This window comes from Rheinheimera sp. (genome assembly GCF_037442345.1).
In the GTDB taxonomy this organism is placed as follows: Bacteria; Pseudomonadota; Gammaproteobacteria; order Enterobacterales; family Alteromonadaceae; genus Pararheinheimera.
This window is the reverse complement of the sequence record NZ_JBBIQL010000026.1, coordinates 1-24,086: the sequence shown is the minus strand read 5'-3', so window position 1 is coordinate 24,086 and position 24,086 is coordinate 1. Positions and strand designations below refer to the sequence as shown.

At 52.2% G+C, this 24,086-nt stretch carries 25 protein-coding genes; 20 read left to right on the top strand and 5 right to left on the bottom strand.

Features of this window, described 5'->3' with window-relative positions; translation table 11 throughout:
- The first annotated feature begins 18 nt into the window (after positions 1–18).
- Genes aroB through WKJ04_RS15335 form a run of 3 tightly spaced genes read left to right on the top strand, consistent with a single transcriptional unit; the run spans position 19 to position 3,765 of the window.
- Positions 19–1,086: a 3-dehydroquinate synthase gene (gene aroB / locus WKJ04_RS15345; protein WP_337881210.1), complete on the top strand. Its 1,068-nt coding sequence runs from the start codon at positions 19–21 to the stop codon at positions 1,084–1,086.
- Entirely contained in the window at positions 1,083–2,858 is a 1,776-nt protein-coding gene (locus WKJ04_RS15340; protein WP_337881209.1) for an SPOR domain-containing protein, read from the top strand. The genes aroB and WKJ04_RS15340 overlap by 4 nt, the downstream gene beginning before the upstream one ends.
- Complete coding sequence (locus WKJ04_RS15335) at positions 2,845–3,765, top strand: Dam family site-specific DNA-(adenine-N6)-methyltransferase (RefSeq protein ID WP_337881208.1); 921 nt, start codon at positions 2,845–2,847, stop codon at positions 3,763–3,765. Before WKJ04_RS15340 ends, WKJ04_RS15335 begins: the two co-directional genes overlap by 14 nt.
- A gap of 111 nt (positions 3,766–3,876) precedes the next feature.
- On the opposite strand, the gene WKJ04_RS15330 is transcribed toward WKJ04_RS15335, so the two are convergent.
- Together WKJ04_RS15330 and WKJ04_RS15325 are read right to left on the bottom strand one after the other, a co-directional pair.
- Positions 3,877–4,128, bottom strand: coding sequence for a hypothetical protein (locus WKJ04_RS15330; protein ID WP_337881207.1), 252 nt, complete (start codon positions 4,126–4,128; stop codon positions 3,877–3,879).
- Between the two features lie 138 nt (positions 4,129–4,266).
- A complete protein-coding gene (locus tag WKJ04_RS15325; RefSeq protein WP_337842162.1) occupies positions 4,267–5,016 on the bottom strand; it encodes a TorF family putative porin in 750 nt (249 codons plus the stop codon).
- Positions 5,017–5,253: 237 nt separating this feature from the next.
- On the opposite strand from WKJ04_RS15325, the gene rpe reads away from it, so the two are divergent.
- The 11 genes from rpe (at position 5,254) to speD (ending at position 15,685) form a co-directional block, all read left to right on the top strand.
- A complete protein-coding gene (gene rpe / locus WKJ04_RS15320) occupies positions 5,254–5,934 on the top strand; it encodes a ribulose-phosphate 3-epimerase (RefSeq protein WP_337881206.1) in 681 nt (226 codons plus the stop codon).
- Positions 5,934–6,614, top strand: coding sequence for a phosphoglycolate phosphatase (locus WKJ04_RS15315; RefSeq protein ID WP_337881205.1), 681 nt, complete (start codon positions 5,934–5,936; stop codon positions 6,612–6,614). Before rpe ends, WKJ04_RS15315 begins: the two co-directional genes overlap by 1 nt.
- Entirely contained in the window at positions 6,615–7,637 is a 1,023-nt protein-coding gene (gene trpS / locus WKJ04_RS15310; RefSeq protein WP_337881204.1) for a tryptophan--tRNA ligase, read from the top strand.
- On the top strand, positions 7,637–8,245 hold the full coding sequence (locus tag WKJ04_RS15305) for an aminodeoxychorismate/anthranilate synthase component II (protein ID WP_337881203.1): 609 nt from the start codon (positions 7,637–7,639) through the stop codon (positions 8,243–8,245). The genes trpS and WKJ04_RS15305 overlap by 1 nt, the downstream gene beginning before the upstream one ends.
- 15 nt (positions 8,246–8,260) lie before the next feature.
- Positions 8,261–9,370 carry an HDOD domain-containing protein gene (locus WKJ04_RS15300; RefSeq protein ID WP_337881202.1) on the top strand — a complete coding sequence of 370 codons (1,110 nt, stop codon included), beginning with the start codon at positions 8,261–8,263 and terminating at the stop codon, positions 9,368–9,370.
- 286 nt (positions 9,371–9,656) lie between these two features.
- A complete protein-coding gene (locus WKJ04_RS15295) occupies positions 9,657–10,877 on the top strand; it encodes an aspartate aminotransferase family protein (protein WP_337881201.1) in 1,221 nt (406 codons plus the stop codon).
- A 131-nt stretch (positions 10,878–11,008) separates the two neighbouring features.
- Positions 11,009–12,025 carry an arginine N-succinyltransferase gene (gene astA / locus WKJ04_RS15290; RefSeq protein WP_337881200.1) on the top strand — a complete coding sequence of 339 codons (1,017 nt, stop codon included), beginning with the start codon at positions 11,009–11,011 and terminating at the stop codon, positions 12,023–12,025.
- 13 nt (positions 12,026–12,038) lie between these two features.
- Positions 12,039–13,505, top strand: a complete 1,467-nt coding sequence (gene astD, locus WKJ04_RS15285) for a succinylglutamate-semialdehyde dehydrogenase (RefSeq protein WP_337881199.1) — start codon at positions 12,039–12,041, stop codon at positions 13,503–13,505.
- Between the two features lie 424 nt (positions 13,506–13,929).
- Positions 13,930–14,277 carry a DUF3802 family protein gene (locus WKJ04_RS15280; protein ID WP_337881198.1) on the top strand — a complete coding sequence of 116 codons (348 nt, stop codon included), beginning with the start codon at positions 13,930–13,932 and terminating at the stop codon, positions 14,275–14,277.
- Positions 14,278–14,377: 100 nt separating this feature from the next.
- Positions 14,378–14,806, top strand: coding sequence for an OsmC family protein (locus WKJ04_RS15275; RefSeq protein WP_337842152.1), 429 nt, complete (start codon positions 14,378–14,380; stop codon positions 14,804–14,806).
- Positions 14,807–14,878: 72 nt separating this feature from the next.
- Entirely contained in the window at positions 14,879–15,685 is an 807-nt protein-coding gene (speD, locus tag WKJ04_RS15270) for an adenosylmethionine decarboxylase (RefSeq protein ID WP_337881197.1), read from the top strand.
- Positions 15,686–15,750: 65 nt separating this feature from the next.
- Here the strand turns inward: speD and WKJ04_RS15265 are convergent, their stop codons facing one another.
- Positions 15,751–16,644, bottom strand: a complete 894-nt coding sequence (locus WKJ04_RS15265) for a phosphoribulokinase (RefSeq protein WP_337842150.1) — start codon at positions 16,642–16,644, stop codon at positions 15,751–15,753.
- Between the two features lie 80 nt (positions 16,645–16,724).
- Here WKJ04_RS15265 and WKJ04_RS15260 point away from each other — a divergent pair, with 80 nt between their 5' ends.
- The gene (locus WKJ04_RS15260; protein ID WP_337881196.1) at positions 16,725–17,609 is read left to right on the top strand and encodes a hypothetical protein; all 885 of its coding nucleotides are present in this window, start codon (positions 16,725–16,727) and stop codon (positions 17,607–17,609) included.
- Positions 17,610–17,651: 42 nt separating this feature from the next.
- Here the strand turns inward: WKJ04_RS15260 and ettA are convergent, their stop codons facing one another.
- Positions 17,652–19,313 carry an energy-dependent translational throttle protein EttA gene (gene ettA, locus WKJ04_RS15255; protein WP_337881195.1) on the bottom strand — a complete coding sequence of 554 codons (1,662 nt, stop codon included), beginning with the start codon at positions 19,311–19,313 and terminating at the stop codon, positions 17,652–17,654.
- Positions 19,314–19,465: 152 nt separating this feature from the next.
- Between ettA and WKJ04_RS15250 the strand changes: the two genes are divergently transcribed.
- The 3 genes from WKJ04_RS15250 to WKJ04_RS15240 all read left to right on the top strand — a co-directional run bounded on the left by WKJ04_RS15250 (position 19,466) and on the right by WKJ04_RS15240 (position 21,291).
- Positions 19,466–19,819, top strand: a complete 354-nt coding sequence (locus WKJ04_RS15250; protein WP_337881194.1) for a DUF2750 domain-containing protein — start codon at positions 19,466–19,468, stop codon at positions 19,817–19,819.
- Between the two features lie 69 nt (positions 19,820–19,888).
- The gene (locus WKJ04_RS15245) at positions 19,889–20,428 is read left to right on the top strand and encodes a glutathione peroxidase (RefSeq protein ID WP_337881193.1); all 540 of its coding nucleotides are present in this window, start codon (positions 19,889–19,891) and stop codon (positions 20,426–20,428) included.
- Positions 20,429–20,553: 125 nt separating this feature from the next.
- Positions 20,554–21,291 carry a sulfite exporter TauE/SafE family protein gene (locus WKJ04_RS15240; RefSeq protein ID WP_337881192.1) on the top strand — a complete coding sequence of 246 codons (738 nt, stop codon included), beginning with the start codon at positions 20,554–20,556 and terminating at the stop codon, positions 21,289–21,291.
- Positions 21,292–21,297: 6 nt separating this feature from the next.
- Here WKJ04_RS15240 and rnhA read toward each other — a convergent pair whose 3' ends face one another.
- Positions 21,298–21,771 (bottom strand): ribonuclease HI, encoded by a 474-nt coding sequence (gene rnhA, locus WKJ04_RS15235; protein ID WP_337842144.1) that lies wholly within the window; start codon positions 21,769–21,771, stop codon positions 21,298–21,300.
- 65 nt (positions 21,772–21,836) lie between these two features.
- Between rnhA and dnaQ the strand changes: the two genes are divergently transcribed.
- Positions 21,837–22,541 carry a DNA polymerase III subunit epsilon gene (dnaQ, locus tag WKJ04_RS15230; protein WP_337881191.1) on the top strand — a complete coding sequence of 235 codons (705 nt, stop codon included), beginning with the start codon at positions 21,837–21,839 and terminating at the stop codon, positions 22,539–22,541.
- Complete coding sequence (locus tag WKJ04_RS15225) at positions 22,529–23,929, top strand: TIGR03503 family protein (protein WP_337881190.1); 1,401 nt, start codon at positions 22,529–22,531, stop codon at positions 23,927–23,929. Before dnaQ ends, WKJ04_RS15225 begins: the two co-directional genes overlap by 13 nt.
- Positions 23,930–24,086 lie beyond the last annotated feature (157 nt).

Here is a 24,086-nt window from a genome sequence, read left to right as displayed (position 1 = left end):
AGGAAAGGAGAGCTGTGAATGCAAAAAGTTGAAGTCCAACTTGGAGAGCGCAGCTACCCTATCCTGATCCAATCCGGGTTATTTCAGCAAGACCTGCAGCCGATGCTGCCAGCTGCCCGGCAGGTGGTGATTATCTCCAATCCGCTGGTGGCTGATTTATACCTTGAGCCTGTGCAGGCGCTGTTCAGCCAGGCGGAAGTACGCCATTTTCTTATTCCCGACGGTGAAGCCTACAAAACCCTGAGCTCTTTTGAGCAGGCGCTCTGCTTTTTGCTGGAGCATAAAATCAACCGTGACGTTCTGCTTGTAGCATTGGGCGGCGGCGTCATTGGTGATTTAACGGGTTTTGTCGCAGCCTGCTACCAGCGTGGTGTGCGTTTTGTGCAAGTTCCCACCACTTTATTGTCTCAGGTGGATTCCTCTGTCGGCGGCAAAACTGCGGTGAACCACCCACTGGGCAAAAATATGATCGGCGCTTTTAAGCAACCAGAGCTGGTGCTGATCAATACCTCAGTGCTGGATACCCTACCCAAACGTGAGTTTGCGGCCGGTATGGCAGAAGTGGTGAAGTATGCCTTAATTGCCGACCTGGCGTTTTTCCACTGGCTGGAACAGCAGCAACAGGCGATTCAGGCCAAAGATAAAAAGGTCTTGGCAGAAATGATCCGGCATTGCTGCCAGATGAAAGCCGATATCGTCAGCCGGGATGAAACAGAGCAGGGCGAACGGGCGCTGCTGAATTTAGGTCACACCTTTGGTCATGCCATTGAAGCGCACCTGGGGTATGGCGACTGGTTGCACGGTGAAGCTGTGGCAGCCGGAATGGTGATGGCTGCCAGGGTTGCACACAGCCGCGGTGGTTTAAGCTCAGAGGAGCTGGCGCGGATCATTTTATTGTTGCAGGCCTTTGATTTGCCTGTGGTACCACCTGAAGGCATGCGCATTCAGGACTTTATGCCTTATATGAAAACCGACAAAAAAGTACAGGCAGGTAAAATGCGCTTTATTTTACCTGTGGCTTTAGGGCAAAGTGCTATTGTCGACAATGTCACTGAATCTGAACTACTGACTATCTTCAGTTTATGAACAAACCTGCACTTCAACAGCGTCTGACTCAGCACTCCGGTTTGCTGGACTCTCAGCGTCAGTTACTGCAACGCTTATTGCTGCAACTGGAATTTAACCGGCCGGAACGGTTGCAACTGATCGGTAGCAGCGGCAGTGGCAAAAGCACCCTGATGCTGGCGCTGGCCGAAATTTGCTCTGAACATTTTAATCTGGCACTGCTGCAGGCCGAACCTGGCCTGAAGCCGGTGGATATGCTCAAAGTGATGCAGCAGCACTGGTTTGGTGTGCAGCCTTTGCCACGGGCTTTACCGGAATTTTTTGCCCAGCTGCAGCCGAAAGAGCCATTTTTACTGCTGATTGACGATGCAGATCAACTGTCTGATGAATGCTGGCAATTGGTGCAGCAATTACCGGTCAGTGTGTTTATTTCGGTGTTGCAGCCGAAAACTGAAATCCGTCTGGCGATGCATCTGTTGCCTGTCACGGAGCAGGAACTGCGCGATCTCTTGTTGCCTTATGGGTTACCTGAGCGTGAAGTGCTGGAGCGAATCGATGATTGTGCCGGCGACTTGCATCTGTTGTTTGTTGGGCTTTCCCGTAACCCGGTCCAGCGCCAGTTTAAAGCCGAACACAAAGTCAAAGCGCCGCAACAGGCTGTCCAAACGGGCTTTAGCTCAGTGGATGACGACGAGGAAACCCCGGTCTTTATCAGCACTCAGGACAACTCTGATCCTGTAGGTTTAAGGGCGATTCGGACTGAGCAGGAACAGAACCTGTCGTTTGAAACTGAAGTCCGGCCGCCAAGAACAGCGCATGCGCCTGTGAAAGCCTCCACCGCTTCCGGTCAGTTTTTTTCACCTTTTCTGGTGATGAGCATAGGTTTCAGTCTTATTGCGGCTGTGGTGATGTTCTGGCTTTGGTCGGAACAGCAATTCCGCCAGCCGGTCGCCCCAGATCTGGTGCCACATTACCCGAATGCCAGTGCCAGCGCGACTTCTGAGCAGCGTTTGGCCGTCTCCGAGCCTGTGGTGAAAGGCCCGGATGTGCAGGACCAGCTGGAGCAGGCAAAAACAGCCAAAGGCACCGAAGTGGGGACCATCAGCAGACCAGCCTTCAGTGATCACACAATGCCGCAGATGGCGCTGCCGAAAACGACAGCTCCAGCGACCCAAGTGACTCCGCCTGACACTGCCGCGGCTGAACAGGCAGACACGGAGCTGCCGCCAGAGCAAGGGAGCACCAGCTTGGACACCGGCACTGTTGTGACTGCATCTGAGGCAGGTAGCCAGGTTGCAGCACAGGAGGAGCCAGAAACTCCAGAGCCTGCAGCATCAGAGCCGGCACCAGTGCCTGTAGCCAATAAGGTTCAGGACGCAGAAACGAAAACACCTGAAGCTCAACCTGCTGCTGTGTCTCAGAATGATGAACTGCTGGCTGAAATGGCCGAAGAAAACGCAGCCAAACCCGCGACCAGCGACAAGGCATCAGGTCTGGATGAACAGGTACTGCTGGCGATGTTGCCAGACACTGTGGCCATTCAGTTGGGAGTGTATTCACAGCTCAGTGCCGCACGAGGGTTTATCAACAAATACAAAAACCTGAACCTGCAACTGTACCAGCGTCAGCAGCAGGGCAAAAACCAGTTTGTGGTGGTGTCTGCTTCCTATGTCAATGGCACTGCGGCCCGGCAGCAGGTGAAGACCCTGCCGGAAGAGTTACGACAGCAAACCCCTTTTGTGAAGAGCCTGACCGACATCCAGCGGGAGATCCGAAATTTTGCCGGCCAATAAAAGTGCTTCTGACAAAGCAGGCAAAAGCCGGGCTTTTCTGAAATGGGCAGGTGGCAAATTTAATCTGGTGGATGCCATCCGTCAGCAACTGCCGGCTGGCCCATTGTTAGTTGAACCTTTTGTTGGCGCAGGTTCGGTGTTTCTGAACACCGATTATCCTGCTTATCTGCTCAATGATATCAATGCTGATCTGATCCATTTGTACCAGCTGTTGCAGCAACGGCCACAGGCTTATATTCAGGATGCTGCGGGGCTGTTTAATGACAGCGCCAATCAGAAGAGCAGTTATCTGGCGTTTCGGGAGCAGTTTAATCAGAGCCAGGACAGCTACGAGCGATCGTTATTGTTTTTGTACCTGAACCGGCATGGTTATAACGGTTTATGCCGTTACAACAGCAGCGGTAAATTTAATGTGCCTTTTGGCAGCTACAAAAAACCCTACTTTCCGGAGCAAGAATTGTGGTTTTTTGCAGAAAAAGCGCAACGGGCCCGTTTTGTCTGTATGTCCTATGAGCAGCTGTTTGCCAGCCTGAAAGCTCCGGCCGTGGTTTATTGCGACCCGCCTTACGTACCACTGAGCCGCACTGCCAGTTTTACGTCTTATGCCAAAAACAGTTTTAATCTGGATGATCAGGCGCAGTTGGCTAATCTGGCTGAACAGGCACAGCGGGATGGCATGACAGTCTTGATCAGCAACCATGACACCACGCTGACTCGCAAGTTGTATGAAAACTCCGGCTTAAGTTCATTGCAGGTGGGGCGTTCCATCAGCCAGAAAGGCAGCAGCAGGGGCAAGGTGGCCGAATTATTTGCCTTGTACCAGGCCCGTCAGGACAGCACAGTGGTGACAATCAACAGTAACACTGTGACAAACAGAGCTGTGACTAAAATACCGGCGATCAAATAAGGCCAGATGGATTTTTGTTCGAAATCGGCCTGACGCTGTTGTTCAGACTGCACACCAATCAGAGCACCTAAAACGGCTTTACCCAGCTGCTTCAGCGAAGGGCCAGCCACTTCAGTTCCTGCTGTGACTGAATCTGTTTAACAACTCCAACAGGTCGACAAAGTGAAACTGAGTGGAGCGGCTGTTGCCCTGCAACCAGTTGAACCAGCTTTGCTGTGGCTGGCATTCGGCGCTCAGGCTGCTGTCGGCGGAAAACTGCGCAACACAAGGCGCCAAATGAGGATTTTTAATCTGGACAACCAGCAGAGCAGCTGCAGCGATGGCTACCAAGGCACCGAAACGGAGCTTTGAACGGGTTTTCATCTGCGATCCTCGCTGGTCAATAAGTGTGCCGAATCATACTCAACTTTAGCGATGTATACAACTGGTTAACTTATGTTCAGCGCAGAAAGACCTGAGGGAGGCACTGGTCCGCCAGGCGGACCAGCCCAGGATGCCGGATCAGAAGCTTTTGCTGACCGTCAGCACAATACGGCTGTCACATAAATAACATTCGGCTGAATCGTCAACGCTGGTATCGGCGTACTTGACTGCAACGCCGGCACCGAGGATTTCGCCACTTAAGCCAACACTCCAGTCAATGTACGAATCATCAGTGGTTGGGCCGGCAGCCAGAAAGGTTTCAAACTCTGCGGCGTCTTCAAAGGCGTTGTAGCCGAAGTGCAGATCCAGCGCCATGCTTTCCACCAGCGGGTATTTGTAGTCGGCTGACAGATAATAGTAGTCATCCACACCGGCACCAAAATAATCCGGCGAGTAAGCCAGGCCCAGCGTCCATTTGTCATAGAAGAACTTGGCGTAACCTTCATAGAAGTTAAACTCAGTCTCGCCATTGTCTCCTTCCGGGTACATGTATTCCATGGCGCCAACATCAATGCTCCATTCTTCATTCAGCGCACCAGTCCAGCCAACCAGCACATCCAGTTCCATGCTGCCTTCACCAAACTTAATGTTGGAACCCCAGGTGGACAGGTAGAAACCGGATTCGCCAGCTAAAGTAAAACCACCCTGAATAGCCGGGCCTTCGTCGGTTTGTGAAATACCACGGAATAAATAATCGGATGTCAAAGCCACATTACCGCTCAGAGTGGCTGCATTGGCAGACAGGCTGGCGGTCAATGCAGTAGCCAGCAAACTCAGTTTTAACCAACGACTTGTTGCGTGTTTTCCCATACTGGATGTTTTTGTCATGTTATATGCCCTTATCTGATAGTTCCCGTTCAGGTTATTCCATTTCTGTGCCATAGCTAAAAATCTTTATAAATCATCTAGATGACATATATGCTTTAGTTGCATGCAGAATTAATGTCCAGTTTTGGTGCGTTGTCGCCTGCTTTTTGTGCAGAAATGGGACCGAGCGGACAGGTGATTTTTTCCAGTAAATTCAGTAAAGTCTGGACTTCTGTAGTCTTTGCTCATGGAAATCAGATGCGTCAGCCTTTCTGGATAGCTCCTTCAATTTTATCCGCCGATTTTGCCCGTTTGGGCCAGGATGTGTCTGCTGTACTGGCAGCAGGAGCGGATCTGGTGCATTTTGATGTGATGGACAACCACTATGTGCCGAACCTGACCTTTGGCCCAATGCTGTGTCAGGCTTTGCGCAACTACGGTATCACGGCACCGATAGATGTGCATTTGATGGTTGAGAATGTCGACAGTCTGGTACCGGCATTTGCCCAGGCTGGCGCGTCCATCATCAGTTTTCATCCTGAAGCTTCACGTCATATCGACCGGACTTTACAGCTGATCCGACAGCAGGGCTGCCAGGCGGGTCTGGTGTTTAATCCGGCGACCCCCTTGAGTTATCTGGATTATGTACTGGATAAAGTGGACCTGGTGCTGCTGATGTCGGTGAATCCGGGTTTTGGGGGGCAGTCTTTCATTCCGTCCACCTTAAAAAAGCTGGAACAGGCCCGTGCCCTAATTGATCAATCGGGTCTGTCGATCCGGCTGGAGGTGGATGGCGGGGTCAAACAGGACAATATTGCGGAAATTGCTGCGGCAGGCGCAGATACCTTTGTGGCGGGCTCCGCCATATTTGCCCAGCCGGACTACCAGGCAGTGATTGCGCAGATGCGCTCGGAGTTGGCGAAGGTGCAGGCAAAGTGATGTCTCTCCGCTGTATTGCTTTTGATTTGGACGGCACTCTGGTTGACAGTGCACCTGATATTCTGCCTGCGTTAAATCAGACTTTGTCTGGACTCGGATTGCCTCAGGTGGTTCTGGAACAGGTGAAGCACTGGCTGGGGAATGGGATGCAGATGCTGCTTAAACGCGCTCTGACCGGGACCATGCAGCCATCCTGGGTGGCCCCCGAGCTGCTGGAGCGTGCGAAAGCACTTTTTATTGAGTCTTACCATCAGACCAATGGTCAATACACAGTGTTGTTTCCAGGGGTGAAAGCCGTGCTGTCAGAGTTGAGTCAAAGTTACCGTTTGGCGGTCACGACAAACAAACCCCGTCAGTTCAGCCAGCCTTTATTACACAGCCTTGGCATAGCCCCTTACTTTTCTCAGCTGGTCTGTGCCGATGATGTGCCACACGCCAAACCTGCGCCGGATATGCTGTACAAGTTGGCGGAACTGGAACAGCTGTTGCCCGCCCAGCTGTTGCTGGTGGGGGATTCTGAAAACGATATATTTGCCGCCAGAGCGGCCGCTTTGCCTGTATTTGCCCTGAGCTACGGGTATAATCACGGCCAATCCATCGAACTTAGTCAGCCGGACCTGGTACTGCACGATTTTCGTCAGTTGCCGCAGGCGATCCGGCAATACGTACAGGAAAGTTAAATGTCTGCAGTTTCTTCAGCGTCGAAACCTACAGTATTGAGTGGCGCTCAGCCCTCTGGTCAGCTCACTATTGGCAATTATCTGGGCGCGTTGCGGCAGTGGGACAACATGCAGGATGACTACGATTGCCTGTACTGCATTGTGGACCTGCACGCTATCACGGTTCGTCAGGAGCCACAGGCGCTGCGGAATGCCTCGTTAGACAGTCTGGCGCTGTATTTGGCTTGTGGTATTGATCCAAAACGTTCAACTGTTTTTATGCAAAGCCATGTGCCAGAGCACAGCCAGCTGAATTGGGTGCTGAACTGTTACACCCAGTTTGGTGAACTGAGCCGGATGACCCAGTTTAAGGATAAGTCAGAGCGCCACAGCAATAACGTCAATGCAGGCTTGTTTACTTACCCTGTGTTAATGGCCGCTGACATTCTGGTGTACAACGCCCATCAGGTACCGGTAGGTCATGATCAGAAACAGCATCTGGAACTGGCCCGTGATGTGGCAATGCGGTTTAATGCCTTGCACGGTGATACCTTTGTGGTGCCAGAACCTTATATCCCGCCTGTGGCAGCCCGGGTGATGAGCCTGCAGGACCCAACGAAAAAAATGTCCAAGTCGGATGAGAACCCCTGGAACTTCGTGGGGCTGTTGGAAGATCCGAAAATGATCAGCAAAAAATTCAAAAAGGCGATGACGGATTCTGACGATCCGCCACGGGTGTATTTTGATCTGGAAAACAAAGCCGGTGTGGCCAACCTGCTGAGTATTTTAAGTGGGGTGACCGGTAAATCCATTGAGGTCCTGGTGTCAGAGTACGAAGGCAAAATGTATGGTCACCTGAAAACGGATGTGGCGGATGCGGTGATTGCACTGCTGGAACCTGTGCAGCAGAAATTCAAAGAAATACGTGCGGACCAAAGCCTGATGAACCAGGTGCTGCGCCAGGGCGCCGAACAGGCCAGAGCCCGTGCTGCCTCTACGCTGAAACAGGTGTATGACGCCGTAGGTTTTGTGTTACCTGCCTGATGTTACTGCTGCTGGATAACTACGATTCTTTTACCTATAACCTGGTTCAGTACTTTGCTGAACTGGGTCAGCAGGTGGTGGTACGCCGCAATGATGAAGTCAGCCTGACCCAGATTGCCGCGATGAAACCTGATTATCTGGTGATTTCGCCGGGCCCGTGTAGCCCGGATCAAGCTGGTATTTCGCTGGATGCGATCCGGCATTTCGCCGGTCAGTTGCCTATTTTAGGGGTCTGTCTGGGTCATCAGGCGATTGCTCAGGTGTTTGGTGCCACAGTGGTGCGGGCGTCACAGGTGATGCATGGTAAAAACAGCCCGATAGGCCATCTCGGGACCGGGCTTTTTGCGGGCCTGAATAGCCCCTTGAGCGTCACCCGCTACCATTCTTTACTGGTGGAGCGGGAAAGCCTGCCTGACTGTTTCGAGATCACGGCCTGGACAGAGTCCGGTGAGATTATGGGCTTACAACACAAGCATCTGCCGCTGGCGGGGGTGCAATTTCATCCCGAAGCCATATTAACGGAACAAGGGCATCAGTTATTGCAGAATTTTCTGACACAAGCAGATAGACTGACGCATAATGATAAAAACTGCAGTCACAGTCCCTAAAATTTCTGAGGCCTCATGTCGTTTAGTCCGTTAGAACAATTGTTTGTCGATAATTTGATTGGTGTGGATCCAAATCAGAAGAAGCTGCGTTACAGCAAAAAACTGGCTGCTCAGCAGGAACACAGACCTATGCTGGATGTGGAACGCAAAGCCATGGAAGCCCGTCAGTCCGACGCCAACGCCAAAAGCATGTTTTTGGATTTCACCCAGGCGCACCTGCATGACGAGGTGGCGCAGGAAATGTTGCAGCGTTTAAGCAGCATTGAAGTGATCAGCAGTTCATTGTTTGATCTGGGACCAGGATTTGCGCCGTTGCTGGACGCGCTGAGTGCCAAAGCCGTCACGTTAAATCAGCTGGATCCACTTATTTCTGCCATCGACTGGCTGACGGAAGATATTCTGCGTCTGATCAATTCGCCACGATACCGTAGCAAAATTGGCAGTGCCAATCTGGTGAAAGATGTGAAGACGGCCTTGCGTTTTTTAGGCATTGAAGCCTTGCAGTCGCTGGTCCCCGTTTATGCATTCCGGCGTTGTATTCCGCATTCCACTGAACCTTTTGTCCAGTTTAAAACCAAGATATGGGATTATTCGCTGGCCACCGCCATCGCCGCCAGAAAAATTGCGGAGGAGCAGGGGCAGAATGCCTTCGTCGCGTTTTGTGCTGCACTATTCCAGACGTTGGGCCATATGGTGGTGATCCGCAATTACCTGCGCAGCTACAAGCAGGTGAAACTGAACGAACAGAAGCGGGCGCAGGATGCCCGGGATGTTGAATTAATTGACGCCCTGGAAATTCTGGATGCCGACGCCGGTTTCCTCTCCAGCGGTATTGAAGAGTTTGCCGCAATTATCAGTGCGGACCTGGTGTCCCGCTGGCAATTAAAACGTCTGCCACTGGCGGCCTTGTTGGATCAATTGGCCGACAATACGCCTTATCAGAGCTGCATGGATTTAACCCGGGTACTGCTGCAGGCCAATTGTTTTGTGCAGGTAAAGTTTTTACTGAATGATCACAAGCTGGTGATGGACGAGGCGGTTCGCTATCTGGACCAGTATGAGATCCATACTGCGCTGCGCAAAGCGCTGGCACAAACGGATTTACGAAAATTACAGTTTGAATAAAAATTCAGCTTGATGCGGGCAGCACCGTTTCAGCTACCGGCTGAATGGCCTTGCCTGTGCTGATGGTCTGAGCAGAAGCAAACAGAAAACCCATTGTTTCCCTAAATTGCCTAGTTATTCAAAAGCCCTGCAAATCTAGCGCTAAGCCTTAATTTTCAAGGCTTGGCGTCGATTTTCGCTGCAAGACTTTTCATTTTTTATCTGCAATAATACCTGCAACAGCATCCATGCGGACGCAAAGAGTTGCGCCTGAGACGTCCGCCAAAAAAACCAGAGGAATATGAATATGGCTGAATATATGCAGGTCGGGCGGGCACTGTTTGACGAGGTGATGGTTCCCAATTATGCGCCGGCACCGATGATCCCGGTGCGTGGCCAGGGCTCCAGAGTCTGGGACCAGCAAGGCCGTGAGTATGTCGATTTTGCCGGGGGGATAGCGGTAAACGCTTTGGGGCATTGCCATCCTGCTCTGGTGTCAGCACTGAAACATCAGGCCGATCAGCTGTGGCATCTGTCGAATGTGATGACCAACGAGCCGGCCTTACGGCTGGCGAAAAAGCTGGTGGATGCCACTTTTGCCGAAAAAGTTTATTTTGCCAATTCTGGTGCTGAAGCAAATGAAGCGGCGCTGAAACTGGCGCGGCGCTGGGCGCTGGAAAACTTCGGTGAGCAAAAACAACAGATTATCTCTTTTGGCAAAAGCTTTCACGGCCGCACTTTTTTTACGGTGACGGTCGGTGGCCAGGCCTCTTATTCCGACGGTTTTGGCCCCAAGCCTGCCGCCATTGATCACGCTCAATACAATGATCTGGACAGCTTAAAAGCGCTGATGTCAGACCATACCTGCGCCGTGATCCTGGAGCCTGTGCAAGGGGAAGGCGGCATTATTCCCGCCGATGCTGCCTTTTTGCGTGGGGTACGTCAGTTGTGCGATCAGCACAAAGCCTTGCTGATTTATGACGAAGTGCAGACTGGCGTGGGCCGGACCGGCAAGCTGTATGCGTATATGCACAGCGATGTGACTCCCGATATTCTGACCACGGCCAAGTCGTTAGGCGGCGGTTTCCCTGTGGGCGCCATGCTGACCACGACAGCTATTGCCAGCCATTTAAAAGTGGGCACGCACGGCAGCACTTATGGCGGGAACCCGCTGGCCTGTGCCGTGGCTGAAGCTGCGTTGGACACCATTAATACACCTGAGGTGCTGCAAGGTGTACTTCAGCGTGAGCAGTGGTTCCGCCGCGAGCTGGCGGCTATTAATGAGCAGTATCAGCTGTTCAGTGAAATACGGGGCCAAGGCATGTTGCTGGGGGCTGTTCTGACCGAACAGTATAAAGGCCGCTCCCGCGAGTTTTTCCTGGCGGCGGCGGATCAGGGCTTATTGGCGTTGGTGGCAGGGCCTGATGTGATCCGTTTTGCTCCTTCATTGGTGATCCCGGAGCAGGACATCATTGAGGGCATGCAGCGTTTTGCCAAAGCTGTGGCACAGGTACTGAACCAGCACTAAGACTGGGCTGTCCAAGCTTTAGCCCGTTGCCGATGAAGCGTTCGCTTTAATGGCTTGGGTATAAAAAATTTAAAGCAAAAATAACGGCGTCACAGAACGCCACTGAAGCAAAAAAACTGGAGCAAGCGACCATGTTGCTGATTCGCCCAATCCGAGCCGAAGATTACCCTGAACTCTACGAAATTGCCGTGGAGTCAGGGCATGGTTTTACCTCCTTGCCAGTCAATGAAGAATTGCTGCAACGGAAGATCAACCGATCTGAGGCTTCGTTTGCCAAAACTGTTCAATGCCCCGGCGACGAGGGGTATTTATTTGTGCTGCAGGATTCTGACACTGGCCGGGTGCTGGGGACCAGTGCCATTGAAGCCGCGGTCGGCCTGGAGGATGCTTTTTACCATTATCATCTTGGTAAAGTGGTGCACAGCTCACGGGCTTTAGGGGTGTACAAAGCGGTCGATATCCTGACGCTTTGTAATGATTACACGGGAGTTTCTGAACTTTGTACTTTGTTTGTCCGCGAAGACAGCCGCAAAAACAATGCCGGTAAGCTGTTGTCCAAAATCCGCTTTTTATTTATGGCCGAATTCCGTCAGCGTTTTGCCGAACGGGTGATCGCTGAAATGCGTGGTGTATCGGATGAAGCCGGTAACTCACCATTCTGGCAGTGGCTGCAGGACAGCTTTTTTTCGGTCGACTTCCCGACCGCCGATTACCTGACGGGTATAGGTCAGAAGGTGTTTATTGCCGAGCTGATGCCGAAGTATCCGATTTACGTCAGCCTGCTCTCCAAAGAAGCGCAGGCGGTGATTGGCAAAGTGCATGACAAAACCCGGCCCGCGCTGGCCATGCTGCAATCGGAAGGCTTCTCCAACACAGGTTATGTCGACATTTTTGACGCAGGTCCGACGGTGGAAGCCAAAGTGGAGCATATCCGCAGTGTGCGGAACAGCCGTCGTCTGCAAGTACGTATTGGCGAGGTGCAGGGCGGGCAACCCTGGATGATCTGCAATACCAGCTTGCAGAACTTCCGGGCCAGCTGGCTTTATCTGCCACTGCGGGAGGATGACACTGTGGTAACGGTGCCGGCTGCAACAGCTCAGCTGCTGCAGGTTCAAAACGGAGATTGGGTGCGGGTCGCCCGGATTTAAGCAGGATTCAAAGATGCAACAGGTACAGTTTATTGAGGGGCAGTGGCAAGCCGGCACTGGTCAGGTATTTTCGTCATTCGACCCGGCTAAACAAAAGCAAATCTGGCAAGGGCACAGTGCCGGGCCAGAGCAGGTGGCTTTGGCCGTGCATGCCGCCCGGGCCGCCTTTGAGGTGTGGGCAGACTGGAGTTTTGAGCAGCGGCTGGAGCTGGTGCGCCAGTACGGCCGTCAGTTGGAAGCACACAAAGAACAGCTGGCACTCTGTATTGCCAGTGAAACCGGCAAACCTTTATGGGAAAGCCGCACTGAAGTTGCCGCCATGATCGGCAAAATTGAAATTTCCGCCAAAGCGTATCTCGAGCGTACCGGCGTCCGGGAAAACCCAATGCCACAAGGCAAAGCCTGGGTTCGGCATAAACCTCATGGGGTGGTGGCGGTGTTTGGCCCTTACAATTTCCCGGGCCACTTACCAAACGGCCATATAGTTCCTGCCTTGCTGGCGGGCAATACAGTGGTGTTTAAGCCCAGTGAGCTGACCCCCAAAGTGGCGGAGCTGACCGTGCAGTTGTGGCAACAGGCTGGCTTACCTGCCGGTGTGCTGAACTTGCTGCAAGGGGAAATCGATACCGGCAAAGCGCTGGCCAGCCATCCCGATATCGACGGTTTGTTTTTCACCGGCAGTTCTGGCACAGGCCATTATCTGCATCAGCAATTTGCTGGTCAGCCACAGAAGATCCTGGCGCTGGAAATGGGCGGCAATAACCCCCTGCTGGTGGAGCAGGTGGCCGATATTGATGCGGCCGTGCATGACATTATTCTGTCGGCGTTTTTGTCTGCTGGCCAGCGCTGTACCTGCGCCCGTCGCTTGTATTTACCACAAAGCGCCGAAGGCGACGCAATTTTGGCCCGTTTACTTGACGTCACAGCCAGGTTAAAGGTTGGGTTGTATGATGACGACCATCAGCCTTTTATGGGGACCCTGATCTCGGTGAAAGCGGCTGAGCAGTTGCTGCAGGCGCAGCAGCAGTTAGTGGCGCTGGGGGCTGAAGTGCTGCTGGAAATGCAGCCACTGCCTGCGAGTCCGGCCATGTTAAGCCCTGGTATTCTGGAGTGCACCAGCATCCGCAATATGCCGGATCAGGAGCATTTTGGTCCTTTACTGAAAGTGTTCCGTTACGCAGATTTTGACCAGGCATTACACCTGGCCAATCAAACCAGTTATGGGCTGTCAGCCGGTTTGCTGTCGGACAATGCAGAGCTGTATCAGCAGTTTTTCCGCAAAATCCGCGCCGGTATTGTCAACTGGAACCGGCCCATCACCGGCGCCAGTTCAGCAGCCCCCTTTGGGGGGATAGGCGGCAGTGGCAATCACAGAGCCAGTGCTTATTATGCGGCAGATTATTGTGCTTACCCTGTGGCTTCAGTGGAACTTGATTCGGTACAGCTTCCGGCAACCTTGTCGCCAGGTTTGGAATTCTGAGGCAAACTTAAAATTTAAGTGTCGGGGTAGAGTACCGAATAATTTAAAAAATCGACAGCAGCGAAAGTCAGAATGGTCGCAGGCAAGGCAGATTGTTGAAGGTTTAGTGGGCCTAAATCGAGAAAATCTAACGCCGCATACGACCATTCTGATTCCGCGCTTACGGGAGCGCCTGAAAAAAACTCACTCCACGTTGTAACAGCTCGAAAGAGCCCCACTATTCCTTCGCTGTTACGCCTTGATTGAGCCTTTTTCAGGCTGCTCTGCTGCTCGCTTCTTAAACTAATCGGTACTCTGTGGCCCCGATTTGTTTTCTGAAAAAAAATTTGCTTAAATGACACTCACTTATCCGTGTTTTCAGCCTATTGTCTGCACGACAAACCGGATTTGCTCAGACAAATCAGCTCAGGGGTAGCAGCGTTTTATGGTGACTGATAAGCCAGGGTACGAACATCTGATCCAGTTTTTGACGGAAAATTTGGCTTTATTCGAGCGTGGAGACAACAGCACTTCTGGTAAAACCTTGGGCGAAGTACTGGAAGAAGCCATTGCAGAGCAGATTATCCAGCTCTGTACCCAACACACTGAACTTGAAATGAACCACCGCAGCCTGATTGTGCGTGAGGTGGACGGTATTATGTATGATTTTCAGGAAGTGTTAGCTTCGGTACTGAGCCGTCCGGCGACAGCCCAGCAGACCGAGTTGATTCAGGAAGTTGCATTGCTGATTAAGAACCTGTTTGACAACGCCATTGCCGACTTGATGGATTAACCGCCTGTTTCCTTCGCTGTCAGGCGGAGATTTTTCTTTTCCACCCCCCTTGTTTTCCGTAGAATACGGCCCTCTTTCTGCAGCAGATAGCGGGATTTTTATGCAAGCCAAAGTGAAATGGGTCGGTGACGAAACTTTCGTGGGTCGTTCCGCCAGTGGCCATAATGTGGTGTTTGATGCCAATAAAGACGACAGCGCCGCACCAAGCCCGATGGAAATGGTGCTGATGGCTGCGGGGACCTGTTCCTCAGTAGACGTGGTCAGTATTCTGAAAAAGGCCCGCCAGCAGGTGACCGGCTGCGAAGTGATTCTGACCGGTGAGCGGGTGGACACTGTGCCTCGTGTGTTCAGCAAAATTCACCTGCATTTTGAAGTCACGGGCTTTGACGTCAGCGAAAAACACGTGGAACGTGCGGTGAACCTGTCGGCGGAAAAATACTGTTCAGTGTCTATTATGTTATCCAAAGCAGTGGAAGTGACACATTCGTTCAGCGTGAAGCAGGCCAGTTTCCAACCTGACGCTGATTAACACAGGCCAGCCGCGGCTGGTTTGATTTGCAATGTACCGGAGCCTTACCGGCCAACTTAGGGTAAAGAATAAGTGGTTAAACCTTTTGAAAAATTAAAACTGCATGGCTTTAACAATCTGACTAAAAGCCTGAGTTTTAGCATTTACGATATTTGTTATGCCAAAACCGAGCAGCATCGCCAGGAATATATTTCCTATATTGATGAGCAATACAACGCGGACCGGCTGACTGATATTTTAAGTGAAGTGGTCGATATTATTGGTGCCAACATTTTGAATGTGGCACGTCAGGATTACGACCCACAAGGCGCCAGTGTCACTATTCTGGTGTGTGAAGAACCTATTGAAGGGGCGCCGGACAACTCAGAAAATCCTGGACCATTGCCAGACTCTGTGGTGGCGCATCTGGATAAAAGCCATATCTGTGTGCACACCTATCCGGAAGTGCATCCACACGATGGCATCTGTACTTTCCGTGCCGATATTGAAGTGTCCACCTGTGGTTTGATTTCACCACTCAAAGCATTGAACTTCCTGATCCACAGTTTTGAATCTGACATTGTCACCATTGACTACCGGGTGCGTGGTTTTACCCGAGACGTGAATGGGGTGAAGCATTACATCGATCACCCGATCCACTCGATCCAGAATTTTATGGACGAGCAGACCAAGCAGGCCTTCCAGATGGTGGATGTGAATGTGTACCAGGAAAACCTGTTCCACACCAAAATGATGCTCAAAGAGTATGATTTGAACAACTACCTCTTTGGCACGGGCGTTGAGTCATTAAACGAAGATGAGCGTCGGGTGATTAATAAAAAAGTGAAACGCGAAATGCGTGAAATTTTTTATGGCCGTAATCTGCCGGAAATGAATTAAGTTATTTTACCCGCTCGCGCAAGCCAGGCACTCGCCTGGCTTTTTTGTGTGCTGCGCACGCCCTGTTACTCCAGCCAGTTAATCTGTCCCCGGGCCTGCCGTCTTTTGGTCAGCAGCTGTTCAATCAGCGGTGTTAAAATCAGCTCCATCGCCAGCCCCATTTTGCCGCCGGGCACCACCAGCGTATTGACCCGCGACATAAAAGCGCCATTGATCATCTGCAGGTAATAGGGGAAATCGACATGCTTGATACCGCGAAAGCGAATGACGACAAAACTCTCATCCAAGGACGGAATGTCTTTGGCGCTGAATGGGTTGGAGGTGTCGACAGTGGGCACCCGCTGAAAGTTAATGTGAGTGCGGGAAAACTGTGGCGTAATGTGGGTGACGTAATCGTCCATACTACGCACTATGCTGGCCATCACCGCCTCGCGGCTGTGACCCCGTTCGCTGGTGTCGCGGATAATTTTCTGGATCCACTCCAGGTTAACAATAGGCACCATGCCTATCAGTAAATCCACATGCTGCGCCACATTGTGCTGTTCAGTCACCACACCGCCGTGCAGGCCTTCATAAAACAATAAGTCAGTATTGGGCCGTAAATCCTGCCAGGGTGTAAAAGTGCCGGGGAGTTGGTTGTAGGGCACAGCTTCGTCAAAGGTATGCAGGTATTGCCGTACTTTGCCGGTGCCGGTTTCGCCATAACTGGCAAACAGCTGCTCCAAAGCACCGAAATCATTGGCTTCAACGCCAAAATAGCTGATGTGTTTGCCTTGCTCTTTGGCTTTACGCACCGCCAGGTCCATTTCAGGCCGGCTGTAACGGTGGAAACAGTCACCTGAGACAAAAGCGGCGTCCATCCCCAAGGAGCGGAAGATATGGGAAAAGGCACCTGTGGTGGTGGTGGTGCCAGCGCCGGACGAGCCTGTCACGGCAATAATGGGATTCTTATGAGACATAGCCGTCACTTCTATCGTTGTCAGGGCTTTACCTTAAAGGATAAAGTGGACCGAACACAAGAAAGGAAACAGGGAACCTTATGCGCTTATCATTACTTTGGGTTGGGCTGCTGGCAACAACTGCGCAGGCCGCGATGCCTCAATTTGATCTCTACCTGGCCGACATCCAGCAGGGGAAAGTTGCCTCTGCACAGCTGATCAGCCCTAAAGCGGGGTATATCAACCAGCCGGCCTTCAGCAAAGACGGCGGCACGCTGTATTACACGCTGGAACAACCGCAAGATAAAACCGATATTGGTTTTTATCAGCTGCGCGAAAAGCAGCATGGCGTGTTGGCCGAAACCAGTTTAAGTGAGTATTCACCCACTTTGCTGCAGGATGGCTCGGGGTTGTCCACTGTGGTGGTCGAAGCCGACGGTACCCAGCGCTTATGGAAAATGGACTGGCAAGGCAAAACCTCGGTGCTGAATGCCGATGTGAAAGGTGTGGGCTACCATGCCTGGGGCGCTCAGAACAGCGCGTTGCTGTTTATCCTCGGCGAGAAAGACGATAAGCATACGGTGCGTTACCTGGCGTCTGATGGCAGTCTGACGCTGCTGGCGACCAACGTCGGCCGTGGTATCGGCTGGTTGGCACCCGGTAAATTAGGGGCTTTTGTCACAGTGCAGCAGGGCTCGGCCAGGCTGACTTTTTTTGCGGCAGACCAAGCTCAGGTGTATCCGACCGACCTGGCGTTGCCGACCGGGGGGCAGGACTTGGTCTGGTTCGCGCCAGATCAACTGCTAGTCTCAGCTGGACAGAGTATCTACCGCCTGCAAACCTCGGGTGACTCGGTGCCGCAGTGGGCAGAAAACGCCAAAGGCTGGCAACCCTACCTGGATTTATCCGCCTGGTGTAAAACCGAAGTCAGCCGTTTTGCCTTTAATGACAGCGCCACACAGCTGGCCTTTGTCTGTAAGAAATAAAAGATTGGGGTCAGAGTAGTACTCTGACCCCTCCCGGCGGGTTTAGATTTTTTTGTATTTAATACGGTGCGGCTGCATCGCGTCCGTGCCATACGTGGCTTTCATCCAGGTCTCGTAGTCTGAGTAGTTGCCTTCGAAGAAATTCACTTTGCCTTCATCCCGGTAATCCAGGATGTGGGTGGCGATCCGGTCAAGGAACCAACGGTCGTGCGAGATCACCATGGCGCAGCCTGGGAAATCCAGCAGCGCGTTTTCCAGCGCCCGCAGGGTTTCAACGTCCAGGTCGTTGGTCGGTTCGTCAAGCAGCAGCATGTTGCCACCGGCTTTGAGCAGCGCGGCCAAATGCACCCGGTTACGCTCACCACCTGAGAGCTCGCCGATAAACTTCTGCTGATCGTTGCCTTTGAAGTTAAAGCGGCCAACATAAGCCCGGCTTGGAATGGTAAAGGTGCCGATTTGCAGCATGTCCTGACCGTTGGAGATTTCCTGCCAGACGGTATTTTTCGGGTTCATTTTGTCGCGGAACTGATCCACGCTGGCAATCTGCACTGTGTCACCGACAGAAATACTGCCGCTGTCGGCTTGTTCTGTGCCGCTGATCATCTTAAACAAGGTTGATTTACCGGCACCGTTCGGGCCGATAATGCCGACAATGGCGCCCTTCGGAATGCTGAAGCTTAAGTCGTCAATCAGTACGCGGTCGCCAAAGGACTTACGCAGGTTGCTGACTTCCAGCACTTTGTCACCCAAACGTGGCCCAGGCGGAATAAACAGCTCGTTGGTTTCGTTGCGTTTCTGGAATTCCTGGCTTTGCAGTTCTTCAAAACGGGCCATCCGGGCTTTGGATTTGGCATGGCGGCCTTTCGGGTTGGTGCGAACCCACTCCAGTTCTTGCTTAATGGAACGTTGGCGGGCGTTTTCAGCCCGTTCTTCCTGCTCCAGACGGGCGTCTTTTTGCTCCAGCCAGCTGGAGTAGTTGCCTTGCCATGGAATCCCTTCACCGCGGTCCAGCTCTAAAATCCAGCCCGCCACGTTATCGAGGAAATAACGGTCGTGGGTAATGGCCACCACAGTGCCTGGGTAGTCGTGCAGGAAGCGCTCCAGCCATGCCACAGACTCCGCATCCAGGTGGTTGGTCGGTTCGTCCAGCAGCAGCATGTCTGGTTTTTCCAGCAGCAGGCGGCAGATGGCGACACGGCGGCGCTCACCACCGGATAAATGTTTGATTACCGCATCCCAGGGCGGCAGACGCAACGCATCGGCCGCGCGGTCCAGGATGTTGTCCAGGTTGTGGCCATCTTTGGCCTGAATAATGGCTTCCAGTTCGCCCTGCTCACGGGCCAAAGCGTCAAAGTCGGCGTTTTCGTCGGCATAAGCGGCATACACCTGGTCCAGACGGGTCAGGGCGTTTTTCACGTCGGCCACGGCTTCTTCCACCACTTCCCGCACAGTTTTCTGTTCGTCCAGTTGGGGCTCCTGCGGCAGGTAACCAATTTTGGTGCCTGCCAGAGGTTTGGCTTCGCCTTCAAACTCGGTGTCGACACCGGCCATAATACGCAATAAGGTCGACTTACCAGCGCCGTTTAAACCCAAGACGCCGATTTTCGCTCCAGGGAAAAAAGATAAAGAGATGTCTTTTAAAATGGTGCGTTTGGGCGGCACCACTTTGGACACCCGATACATACTGTAAATGTACTGAGCCATATCAGTTCCTGCTGTCTGCAAGTGGATGAGAATGCGGGGATTGTACGTGATTTTCTCGGATGCGGCAGCCCGCGCCAGATTAAATTCGTGTTTGCCAGGCAAATCTGCTGTAATAGCCCGCAGGCATCAACAGCTTTTTGAGGGAGTCAGTTATGGGTGAATTCAGTCACGATCCGGTATTTCAGGGCTTTATTGCCGATGCAAAAACTCATGCGGTGGTCTTTGTACTGGCCAATGGTGAAGATTTACTGGTGGTGGAGTCGGTCGATTTTGAAGACACCGACGTGATGCCGGTCTGGTCGACGAAAGAAGCCGCTCAGGCGCATTGCAGCGAAGAATGGTCCGAATACCATCCGGAAGCGGTGCCGCTGGATGTGTTTGTGGAAGGCTGGCTGCAGGAAATGTATGACGATGGCGTGCTGATCGGCACTAACTGGGACGAACAGTTAAACGGCCCGGAAGTGGAACCGCGTGAAATTCTGGAAGCACTGGCGCTGGTGCAATAAGTGCTGGCACAGATCCAATTCAGTCAGAGCTGCGTATGCTGATAGAAGACGAACCAAGGAGAATGCATCATGAAACTAGTTCTATTGATAGCCGGCCTGAGTGTCAGCGGTATGGCGCTGGCCAACAGCTGCGGTGAAATCCTCAGCCATTCCATGCCTCAGCTGCGCAGCAAAGAAACCGTTGATTTGTGTGAGGCGTATCAGGGCAAAACCCTGCTCATCGTCAACACCGCCAGCAAGTGTGGTTTTACCCCTCAGTTTAAAGCTTTACAGGCGTTGCAGGAGAAATATCAGGACAAAGGGCTGGTTGTGTTAGGTTTTCCGTCCGATGACTTTATGCAGGAGCATGACGATGCAGAAAAGACTGCCGAAGTCTGTTACATCAATTACGGTGTGAAGTTTCCGATGTTCTCCACCAGCGCCGTGCGTGGTGATGACGCCAATCCGGTCTTTAAGGCGCTGATTGCCAAAACCGGCGAAAAGCCGTCCTGGAACTTTAACAAGTATCTGGTCAGTGCTGACGAAAAAACCGTGAAGCACTTTGGCAGCCGCACCGCGCCGGACGATACGGCCTTTATCAAAGAAGTGGAAGCCATGCTTCAGCCTTGATCAGGTTCTGCTGAGACCAAGCCGGCCGACGCCGGCTTTTTTCTGCCCGCCATTCCAGGGATGATTGCTTATTCCTATATGGACGCATATTATTTCCTTTGGTTATTAAGAGCGGCAGGAGCTTTATGACGGTCTGGGTCTTATTGGCAGCTTTAATTATTGGCGCCGCTGTCGGATTGCTGGGTTCCGGTGGCTCTATTCTGACAGTGCCCGTGTTGCTTCATCTGCTGAACTTGCCTGAAAAAGTGGCGATAGCCGCCTCTCTCGGCGTGGTTGCACAAATCAGTCTGATCGCCTTGTTGCCTTATTTGTGGCGCAAACGAGTGCCACTCAAGCTGCTGAAACGTTTTGTGGCGCCGGCGTTGGCTGGCACGGCCTGCGGCACCTGGTTGTCCGTTTATCTGGCCGCTGACTGGCAGTTATTCATTCTGGCTGCTCTGATGCTGTTGAGCGCGCTGAATATGTGGCGGCAGAAGTTATGGCAGTGGCCTCTTCATTCCGGCTGGGCTTTGGCGGTGGTGGCTTTTATGCTCGGAGGCTTAACAGGGTTGGTAGGGGTTGGCGGCGGCTTTCTGATCGTGCCTTTATTGCTGACCGTCACCAGTCTGCCATTGGTCTCGGCGGTCGCCTGCAGTTTGGCGCTGATCTGCCTGCAAAGCTGGCTGGCCTTTGCCGGTCACAGCTACTGGATGCTGCAGCAGGGCATCCATCTGCCCTGGAGCAGTATTTTCTGGTTGGGGGCGCTGGGGGCCCTGGGAAGTCTGGCCGGTGTGTTGCTGTCTGAATACTTGCCACAGCAACTGCTCAAACGGGCTTTTGCGGTGGTGCTGGTGTTGCTTGCCGCGTCCTTATTCTTTGTCTGAACAGGGTTAAGCTGGTTGGTTGACAAAGCCTTCATCCGGTAGGGTAGCCTGTTCTGTCGCCGCCAGTCGGGCCAGCTCATCACAACGTTCGTTCTCCGGATGGCCGGCATGGCCTTTCACCCAGTGCCAACTCACCTGATGACGCTGGCAAGCCGCATCAAGCCGTTGCCATAAGTCTTTGTTTTTCACCGGTTCTTTCTGGCTGGTTTTCCAGTTATTGCGTTTCCAGTTTTGCAGCCATTGAGTAATACCGAGCCGCACATACTGACTGTCGGTCGTTAAGTCGATGGTGCAGGGTCTGGTCAGGCATTCCAGTCCGGCAATGGCGGCCATCAGTTCCATCCTGTTGTTGGTGGTTTGCTGATAACCGGCCGATAGTTCTTTACGATGTTGCTGATAAATAAGGACTACACCATAACCTCCAGGCCCAGGGTTACCAAGACAAGAGCCATCGGTATAGATAGCTACAGTTTTCTGCATCATCGCTTCCCACAAACTAAAACGGCGTATAATCTAACGTAAAACAGCCGTCGATACGAAGAAGAATGTTAAAACGCCAAATTGTTCTGGATACAGAAACCACAGGTTTAAGCCCGCAGGAAGGCCACCGTATTATCGAAATTGGTTGTGTTGAGCTCATTAACCGACGGCTGACCGGCAATAACTTTCATGTTTACCTGCAACCGGATCGGTTGATTGATGCCGAAGCCATAGCGGTGCATGGTATTACCAATGAATACCTGCTGGATAAACCCAGGTTTCGTGATATTGCCCAGCAGTTCTATCAGTACATTGAAGGGGCTGAACTGGTGATCCATAACGCTGCGTTCGATGTGGGTTTTATTAACCATGAATTTAATTTACTGAGTCCCTCTTTAGGTAAAGTCGAAACCATTTGTGGGGTGTTGGATACCCTGATGCTGGCGCGGCAGCGGCATCCGGGCCAAAAAAATAATCTGGACGCCTTGTGTCGTCGCTACGACATTAATAACAGTCACCGGACGCTGCACGGCGCTTTGCTTGACGCCGAAATTCTGGCCGATGTTTATCTGGCGATGACAGGTGGCCAGGTCAGCCTGAACCTGGCGACAGAAGAGCGCAGTACAGGTCAGCAGAGCAGCAACAGTGGCCAGTTAAAACGAACCAAGGCCTTGCCTGTGATTTTTGCTGCCGATGATGAGCTGACGGCTCATGAAAAACGGCTGGATCTGGTGCAAAAGAAAGGAGGAGTCTGCCTGTGGCGAAGCTGATCCTGCTGATGTTGCTGATTTTTTTTCCGGCGTTGGCACAACAGACCGAACAGCAGCCAGACCCGACAGGTCTGAGTTTGTTGCCGCCGTTGAATGACAAGAACCAAATTCCTTTATTGGATAACCGCTTTCGGATTGATTACGAAGTGGCAGAAATCACCCTGGTATTTTTCCGCAAACGCGGTTCAGCTTCGGTGATCCTGGTGAAACCGGACGGCAGCAAAATTAATGTAATCAATGCGTCCCGGCAAGGGGTGGATTGGTACGATGATCAGAGTTATGACCTGATCAAAATTAAAAATCCGACGCCGGGCCCCTGGCAGGCGCTGGGGCAGATTTTGCCGGAAAGCCGCATTATGGTGCTGACCGATATCGAGCTGCAGGTCGACCCTTTGCCAGCCCATCTGATGGTGGGAGAGACGATCAAAGTGACAGCACGACTGACCAATGGCGGTGAGCCGATAGCGGCCAAGGATTTTCGCGATTTACTGAGGCTGGATGTGCTCTTTATCAGCAGTAACAATGCCGATTTTGAAAACTTCGGTGCGGGTGTGGTGGAAGTCACCAGTTTTGCCGACGATGGCCGTAATTTTGACGAGCGCCCCAGAGACGGCATTTTTACCGGCGAGTTCCGCTTGCAGATGGTGCCAGGTCAGTGGCAGCCCAAGTACATTGTGAAAACGCCGCTTTATACCAGAGAGCTGGTGCAGGAGCCGGTGATTCTGCATAAATCACCGATAGAATTTATCGCAACACCAGCCACAGCGGAAGGGGAGATGCATCTGCTGACGTTTAAGCTGGCAGATCCGGAGATTAACCCTAAATCCCTGGCATTACAGGGGAAAATTCGTTTTCCCAATAATGAGATCCAAAGCTTTACCTTAGGTGAAGCCGCAGGGGATGAGCGGGTGCTGAAAATTGTGAACTTCGCGCCAGGCTATTACAAAGTGGAAAGTACCTTATTTGCCCAGACCAATGCAGGGCGGGATTTAGTCATTAATTTGCCCGAGGCTACTTTTTTCGCTGAAGCTATGGCCAAAGAGCCTGAACCTGCTTCCGCAGAGGCTTCTGACCAACAAGCAACCCAGACAGCTGCAGCAGAAAAAACGCCAGAGGTCAGCCAGGGGGAGCCAGAGCCGAATGAAGGCAGCGGCCCGCCATGGACTCTGATTATTGTGCTGAATCTTCTGTTGCTTGGCGGTGGTGGTTTGGCGGTCTGGATGGTGATGACCGACCGGACATTCAAGGATTTATGGCCTGGAAAAAGAGACCAGATCGATCTGTCTGCTCTGCAACAAACCGAAATGCCAGCTGCGAAAACCAGCAAGCCGGCACAAAAAAACAGCAAGTCGGATGACATTCTGGAACTTTCATTACCGGATGATTAAGGAATAAACAAAAGCGGCAAAAAAAGATTTGACGCACTTAGACCTTATCCGTATCATTCCCGCCGCACTACAGCATACCCTTCTGAAATCTGTAGTGTATTGGCGCGGAGCGGTAGTTCAGTCGGTTAGAATACCGGCCTGTCACGCCGGGGGTCGC